The sequence below is a fragment of the Desulfosarcina sp. genome, from assembly GCF_041551955.1.
Taxonomy (GTDB): Bacteria; Desulfobacterota; Desulfobacteria; order Desulfobacterales; family Desulfosarcinaceae; genus Desulfosarcina.
Window position 1 is genome coordinate 1 of the sequence record NZ_JBFELV010000302.1, and the last position, 6,050, is coordinate 6,050.

Annotated in this window: 7 protein-coding genes; all 7 read left to right on the forward strand. The window is 53.4% G+C overall.

Translation table 11 applies throughout. The features are described from left to right. Window positions 1-255 precede the first annotated feature (255 nt). The gene (locus ABYV26_RS18450; RefSeq protein WP_372682827.1) at window positions 256-1,626 is read left to right on the forward strand and encodes a sigma-54-dependent transcriptional regulator; all 1,371 of its coding nucleotides are present in this window, start codon (window positions 256-258) and stop codon (window positions 1,624-1,626) included. Window positions 1,627-1,667: 41 nt separating this feature from the next. Then, a complete protein-coding gene (gene flgB / locus ABYV26_RS18455) occupies window positions 1,668-2,096 on the forward strand; it encodes a flagellar basal body rod protein FlgB (protein WP_372682828.1) in 429 nt (142 codons plus the stop codon). Window position 2,097: 1 nt separating this feature from the next. Next, window positions 2,098-2,538, forward strand: a complete 441-nt coding sequence (gene flgC, locus ABYV26_RS18460) for a flagellar basal body rod protein FlgC (protein WP_372682829.1) — start codon at window positions 2,098-2,100, stop codon at window positions 2,536-2,538. Beyond that, window positions 2,535-2,837 carry a flagellar hook-basal body complex protein FliE gene (fliE, locus tag ABYV26_RS18465; RefSeq protein ID WP_372682830.1) on the forward strand — a complete coding sequence of 101 codons (303 nt, stop codon included), beginning with the start codon at window positions 2,535-2,537 and terminating at the stop codon, window positions 2,835-2,837. The genes flgC and fliE overlap by 4 nt, the downstream gene beginning before the upstream one ends. A 254-nt stretch (window positions 2,838-3,091) precedes the next feature. Beyond that, complete coding sequence (fliF, locus tag ABYV26_RS18470; RefSeq protein ID WP_372682831.1) at window positions 3,092-4,693, forward strand: flagellar basal-body MS-ring/collar protein FliF; 1,602 nt, start codon at window positions 3,092-3,094, stop codon at window positions 4,691-4,693. Window positions 4,694-4,872: 179 nt separating this feature from the next. Beyond that, complete coding sequence (fliG, locus tag ABYV26_RS18475) at window positions 4,873-5,841, forward strand: flagellar motor switch protein FliG (protein ID WP_372682832.1); 969 nt, start codon at window positions 4,873-4,875, stop codon at window positions 5,839-5,841. Next, the coding region (locus ABYV26_RS18480; protein WP_372682833.1) for a hypothetical protein at window positions 5,834-6,050 on the forward strand (217 nt) is incomplete at its 3' end. The genes fliG and ABYV26_RS18480, both read left to right, overlap by 8 nt.

Genomic DNA, 6,050 nt, shown 5'->3' on the forward strand with positions numbered 1-6,050 from the left:
AGCTTCCCGATCGCCGTACCCATTCTGTTGCAAGGTTAATTAAGCATAAGAAAACAAATTGTTAGACTTTGTTTTCACTTTGATCGATGCGTTTTTTCTTCCATGGCAACCAATTTGCAATCAAAGCGGAAGCGATTGCCATATCGACCGGTGTTCAATCACCCCGTCACATCGGATTGCGCACCGAGGCAGTGCCGACATCTGCTTGAAGTGGAATGAAATGACTTAACGCTCGGTTTAACCCAAAGACACACGATGAAACCTATTTCCGCCCTGCTTGTGGTTAACGATTCGGATCTGTGCAGACATCTGACTGGTGCACTCGAGAAAAACAGCGCACTGCAGTTCGAATCCTGCCAAGATGCACAAACGGCGCTGGAGATCATGCACGCCCGGCCATTTCAGATCGTATACGCCGATTTGGGGCCCGACGACATGTCCGGCCTCGATCTGACCGAACAGGTAAAGTCCCACTTCCCCTCCGTCTCCATCCTGATCGGCTCGTCCGCGGCCAAGGCCCGGGACGTGCTCTCCGTCATGCAGGCCGGTGCCTCCGATTTCATCATCGATCCAATGGAAACGGAACTGATCGAACATGCATTTGAAAAGGCGGCCCGGGATGTCCTGAATCGGCCGGGGGCCAACCCCATCCATCCGGCCAAGACCCAATCATTCATCACCCAGGACAAGGCGCTTCTCGGTGTCCTCGACATGGCCAGAAAAGTGGCCCCGAGCACGGCAACCATTCTGGTTACCGGTGAAAGTGGGACCGGCAAGGAGCTGCTGGCTTCATTCATCCATACCAACAGCTGCCGTGAAAATGAGCCCTACGTGGCTATCAATTGTGCCGCGCTGCCGGAACAGCTGGCTGAAGGGGAACTGTTCGGTCATGAAAAAGGGGCTTTCACCGGGGCTATTTCCAGAAAAATAGGCAAATTCGAAAGCGCTGGAAAAGGGACCCTGGTGTTGGATGAAATTACTGAAATGGCCTTGCCGCTTCAAGCCAAACTGCTTCGCGCGCTGCAGGAAAGAGAAATTGTCAGGCTGGGAAGCAGCCGGTCGATTGCGGTCTATGCGCGGGTGATCGCCATCAGCAACCAGAACCTGAAAATGGCGGTCAAATCCAATGCTTTCCGCGAGGACCTCTTTTATCGGCTAAACGTCATTCCTTTGACGATTCCGCCGCTGCGGGAACGAAAAAACGACATACCCTTGCTTGCCGACTATTTTTTTAAACGATTTTGCAGCCGGAATGCCAAAGCGATGCAGGGCATATCCGATTCAGCCATGGAACTGCTGATCAGGCAACCCTGGCCGGGAAACGTTCGTGAACTCGAAAACACCATCGAGCGCGGTGTCCTGATCGGCAGCGGTGAAAAACTGCTACCGGAGCATCTGATATTGGACGCGGTCGTTGAAAACACCTCCCAGCAGCCTTCACTGGCCGCGGGGATGACCGTCCGGGAAATGGAAAAAGAACTGATTATCAATACATTGAGCGAAGTCGGCGACAATCGGACGCATGCCGCGAAAATGTTGGGAATCAGTATCCGAACCCTGCGAAACAAGTTGAACGAATACCGGGAAGAAGTGAAATTCGAATCGGATGTGTGTGCTGGTACATAATTTGCTGATCTTCAAACAGAATCCAAACAGTGAGGCTTATCATGGACAACCATCCAGTCAATTTATTCGGCGGTGCGATGTCGACCTTGTCCAGGTCATTGGACCTGCGGGCACGCAACCATGAGCTGATCATCAACAATGTGGCCAACGCGGACACGCCCAACTTCAAGCCTTTTTCGATGAATGTCGAAGAAGCGCTTCAAAGCGAGTCATCGACGGCTACCGCGGCGCAATTAACCCGGACAGACGGACAGCATTTACCCGGCGCGCCCGTGCCCGATGATCCATCTGCCATGGCCGGACCGTCAGCCGATGATCCGCTCCTGTTTCGCGGGGATCGAAACGGTGTCGACATCGATCACGAAATGACCGCCCTGGCTAAAAACAGCCTGCTTTACAAAGCCTCTGGGCAGATTGTCGCCGCCAAGTTCAGCGGACTGAAAAACGCGATCACAGGAGGGTCCAAATAAGATGAATTTTCTCGACAGCCTGGCCATCAGTTCGACCGGATTGAGTGCCCAACGCCTGAGAATGAATCTCATTTCGAGCAACATGGCCAATGTGAACACGACACGGACGGAAACCGGAGAACCATACAAACGCAAGGATGCCATCTTCGAGGCGGTCCAATCGGGGGATTTTAAAGCGGTGTTGGATGAACACCTGGGGGAAGGGGGCGGCGGCGTCAAGGTGGCTCGGGTGATCGAAGACGACAAGCCATTCGTGGAAAAATATGACCCTGGTCACCCGGATGCCGACGAAAAGGGTTATATCCGGCTGCCAAATGTCAATATCGTCGAAGAGATGGTCAACATGATTTCCGCCAGCAGAAGCTTCGAGGCCAATGCCACAGCGATACGCGCCACGAAGGACATGACGGCGATCGCACTGGAGATAGGGAAAACCACATGAACGATCTGACGATTGCACATTTACAGACGATTCTGCCGCAGATGGATGCGCCGCAAAAACCAATGCCTGAGGCATCGTCGACACCGTTTAGCGACTACGTCAAACGCTCGTTGACCGAGGTCAACGGGCAAATGCTCGACGCGGACCAGGCCATCAACGATCTGGCCAGCGGCAAGAACCAGGATATTCACAACACGATGATCGCGATGAAAAAAGCGGAGATCTCTTTTGAACTGGTGCTGCAGATTCGCAACAAGTTGATGTCCGCCTTCGACGAAATCCGTCGAATGTCCATATAGGTGGCTGATAGCTCAAAGCTCAAAGCTGAAGGCTCAAAGATAGAACCCGGAACCTGGAACGGTGAACGGTGAACGGTGAACGGTAAGCAGTGAACAGTGAGCAGTGAGCAGTGAGCAGTGAGCAGTGAACCGCAGAAACTAGAAACCAGAAACCAGAGACCATAAACCAGAAACCAGAGACCATAAACCAAAGACCAGAGACCATAAACCAGAGACCAGAACCCGGTACTTCTGAACCGCCCAACGGAGTAGAGATGGCTTTTTCATTGTCCACACTGCCGCAACAACTAAAAATGGCCCTCAAAGGGCTGACGACGGGAAAGCTGGTGGCCATGGCCATCCTGGTCGGCGGCACCGTCGCCGGTCTGGCCTTTTTATTGACCTGGTCGGAAACCGGTGACCTGCACCCCCTGTACAGCAATCTGGCGCCGGAAGATGCTGCAGAAATCGTCAGCCAACTCAAAGACAAACAGATCCCTTACCAGCTTACCATGGATGGCACGGGTGTACGCATTCCCTACGAGAAGATTTATGAAACGCGGCTGGAGCTTGCCTCGCAGGGATTGCCGCGAGGCAATGGCATCGGATTCGAGGTGTTTGACGACACGCAGCTGGGAATGACCGAGTTCGTTCAAAATGTAAATTACCAGCGGGCGCTTCAAGGGGAGTTGAGCAGAACCATCAATACCTTGATAGAGGTGGAAAGTTCGAGGGTGCACATCGTCATGCCTGCCCGGTCCCTGTTTATCGAGGAGGAGGATCCGGCGACCGCATCCGTCATTCTCAAGCTGAGGCGCGGCAAATACCTGAGCAAAGAGCAGGTCCAGGGAATCGTTCACCTGATATCTTCCAGTGTCTCGCGTTTGAGTCCGGAGGATGTCACCATCATAGACAACAGCGGGAAAATGCTGGCTGGGTTCAAGGAAAAATCCACGGTCAGCCAGATTACTTCCAACCAACTGGCCTTTCAGGAAAAAAAAGAACGGCTCCTGGAAAACCGCGTCAAAACCATGCTGGAGAGCGTATTAGGGCAGGACAAGGCTATTGTCCGGGTATCCTGTCTGCTTAATTTCACCCAGCAGGAAAAAACAGAGGAGCTTTTCCTGCCGGATAATTCGGTGGTTCGGAGCGAGCAGGCATCCAGTTCGGTGTCCAAAGATTCCACCGGAACCGCGGCCGGCGTTCCCGGTCTTCAGACCAACGTGGTCCCCGGCAGCGTGGGAACGGCGGCCATCGGTGGTGCCGGCAACAACCAAAGACAACAGTTCACCAAAAATTACGAGGTGGGCAAACTGACCCATCGTCAAATCATGCCGATTGGAAGCATCCAGCGCCTTTCCGTGGCCGTGGTGGTCGACGGCACCTACCAGCAGCCGGAGGAGGGCGCTGACGGAGAGCAGGCGCAGTATGTTCCCCGGGCAGTGGAGGAAATGGTCAAACTCGAGAATATCGTCAAAAGTGCCGTGGATTACGATGCTGTCAGAGGCGATAAAATAGAAGTGGTCAATATCCCCTTTGAAGTGGAACTGGCCTCCGATATGACGGCTGCGCCGGAACCTCCCGGGTGGATGGAGATCATCAAGACGCACCAGAGCTTGATCAAGTATACGGCCACGGCCATCTTCTTCCTATTGTCATTCATGATGATCATCAAGCCGCTGACACGCTGGTTGACATCCACACCCATTGAGGAAATCCAGATGTTGGAGCAGCTTCCGCAAACCATCAAGGAGCTGGAGCGACGCTACGCAGCGTCGGATAACGACAACAGTTACACACGACAAATCGAAAATGCGATCAATGAAAATCGCTCCGGTTCCACGCAACTCATGAAAGCATGGCTCAAGGAAACGTGACGAAGAAACAGCTGATAAGCTCATCAGCTGGTGAGCGGTTAAGCTGAAAGATGAAAGCTCAACGCCAGTACCCGGTATTCGGAACGGTGAGCAGTGAGCCGTGAGCAGTAAGCTGTGAACCACAAACCAAAGAGACCAGAGACCGGAACGCCGAACCCCGAACCCAGAACCCAACACCCATGGACCCAAGAAATCTAATCGGATCGATAAAAGCAGCCATCCTCGTTCAGGCACTGGGATGGGATACCGTCGCTCCGGTATTGGATCAGCTCAGTAAAATGGAGCGAAACTTGATTTTCAAGCTCCAATCCAAACTGGGTCCGGTATCCCCTGCGCTGGTTGAAAGTGTTGCCAGGGAATTTCTGGAGAAAGCACAGCCACCCAAGCAAATTGAAAACGCAAAGAAGGACCAGCGGATCGAAGGGGCAGGCGGCGATAAAGATGAGCGGCGGGAGAACCAACTCAAAGCGATTCAATCCATCGCGCCGGAACTGCTGATTCAGCTGATTCAGAATGAACATCCACAGACGATTGCCCTGATCATCGCTCATCTGAAACCCCACATGGCCAGCAACGTGATGGCGCTTCTGCCTGACGAATCGAGACCCGATGTCGCCTACCGCATCGCCAATTTAGACAAGGTGCCCTCCGGGATGGTGGAGGAGATCGATCGCATGTTTGAAGAAATCTTGTCCAACAAGGAAACCGCCTCCACACAGAAAGCCGGCGGCGTGCCGCGCCTGGCGGAAATACTGAACATGATCGATGGGACTGCCGCGGAGCAGATTATCGAGGAGATCGAGGAGAACGACCCTGATTTGGCTGCTGAAATCCGTCAGAACATGTTCGTTTTCGACGACATCGTTCTCGTTGATGATCGGGGCTTGCAGAAAGTACTGCGATCCGTCGAATCTCAGGAACTGGCCATTGCGCTCAAGGCGACGACGGACGAAGTCAAAGAGAAAATCTTCGGCAATATGTCAGAACGGGCGGCGGGCATACTCAAGGAGGAAATGGATGTGTCCGGTGCGGTCAGGATCAAAGATGTTACCGATGCTCAACAGAAAATTTCCAAAATCGTCCAGGATATGGAGAGAAAGGGCGAATTGGTCGTCAGCGGGCGGGGAGGGGAGGAATTTGTTGGCTAACTCACCCAAAGATAACCCACCGTCTTCGTCCGAGTCCTGCGCGCTCTATTATTTCCCGGAGATTCCCGGCGGTCAAGAGCATGGCGGGTCAGCGGCATCCACCCGCGGGCAATTTGTCAGTGGTGCACTCGACCGAAAGGATGACCGTTCCGACGCGGGCGGGCAGCACCATGACAAGGAACAGATTCAACAACTGACTGAAGCGGCCT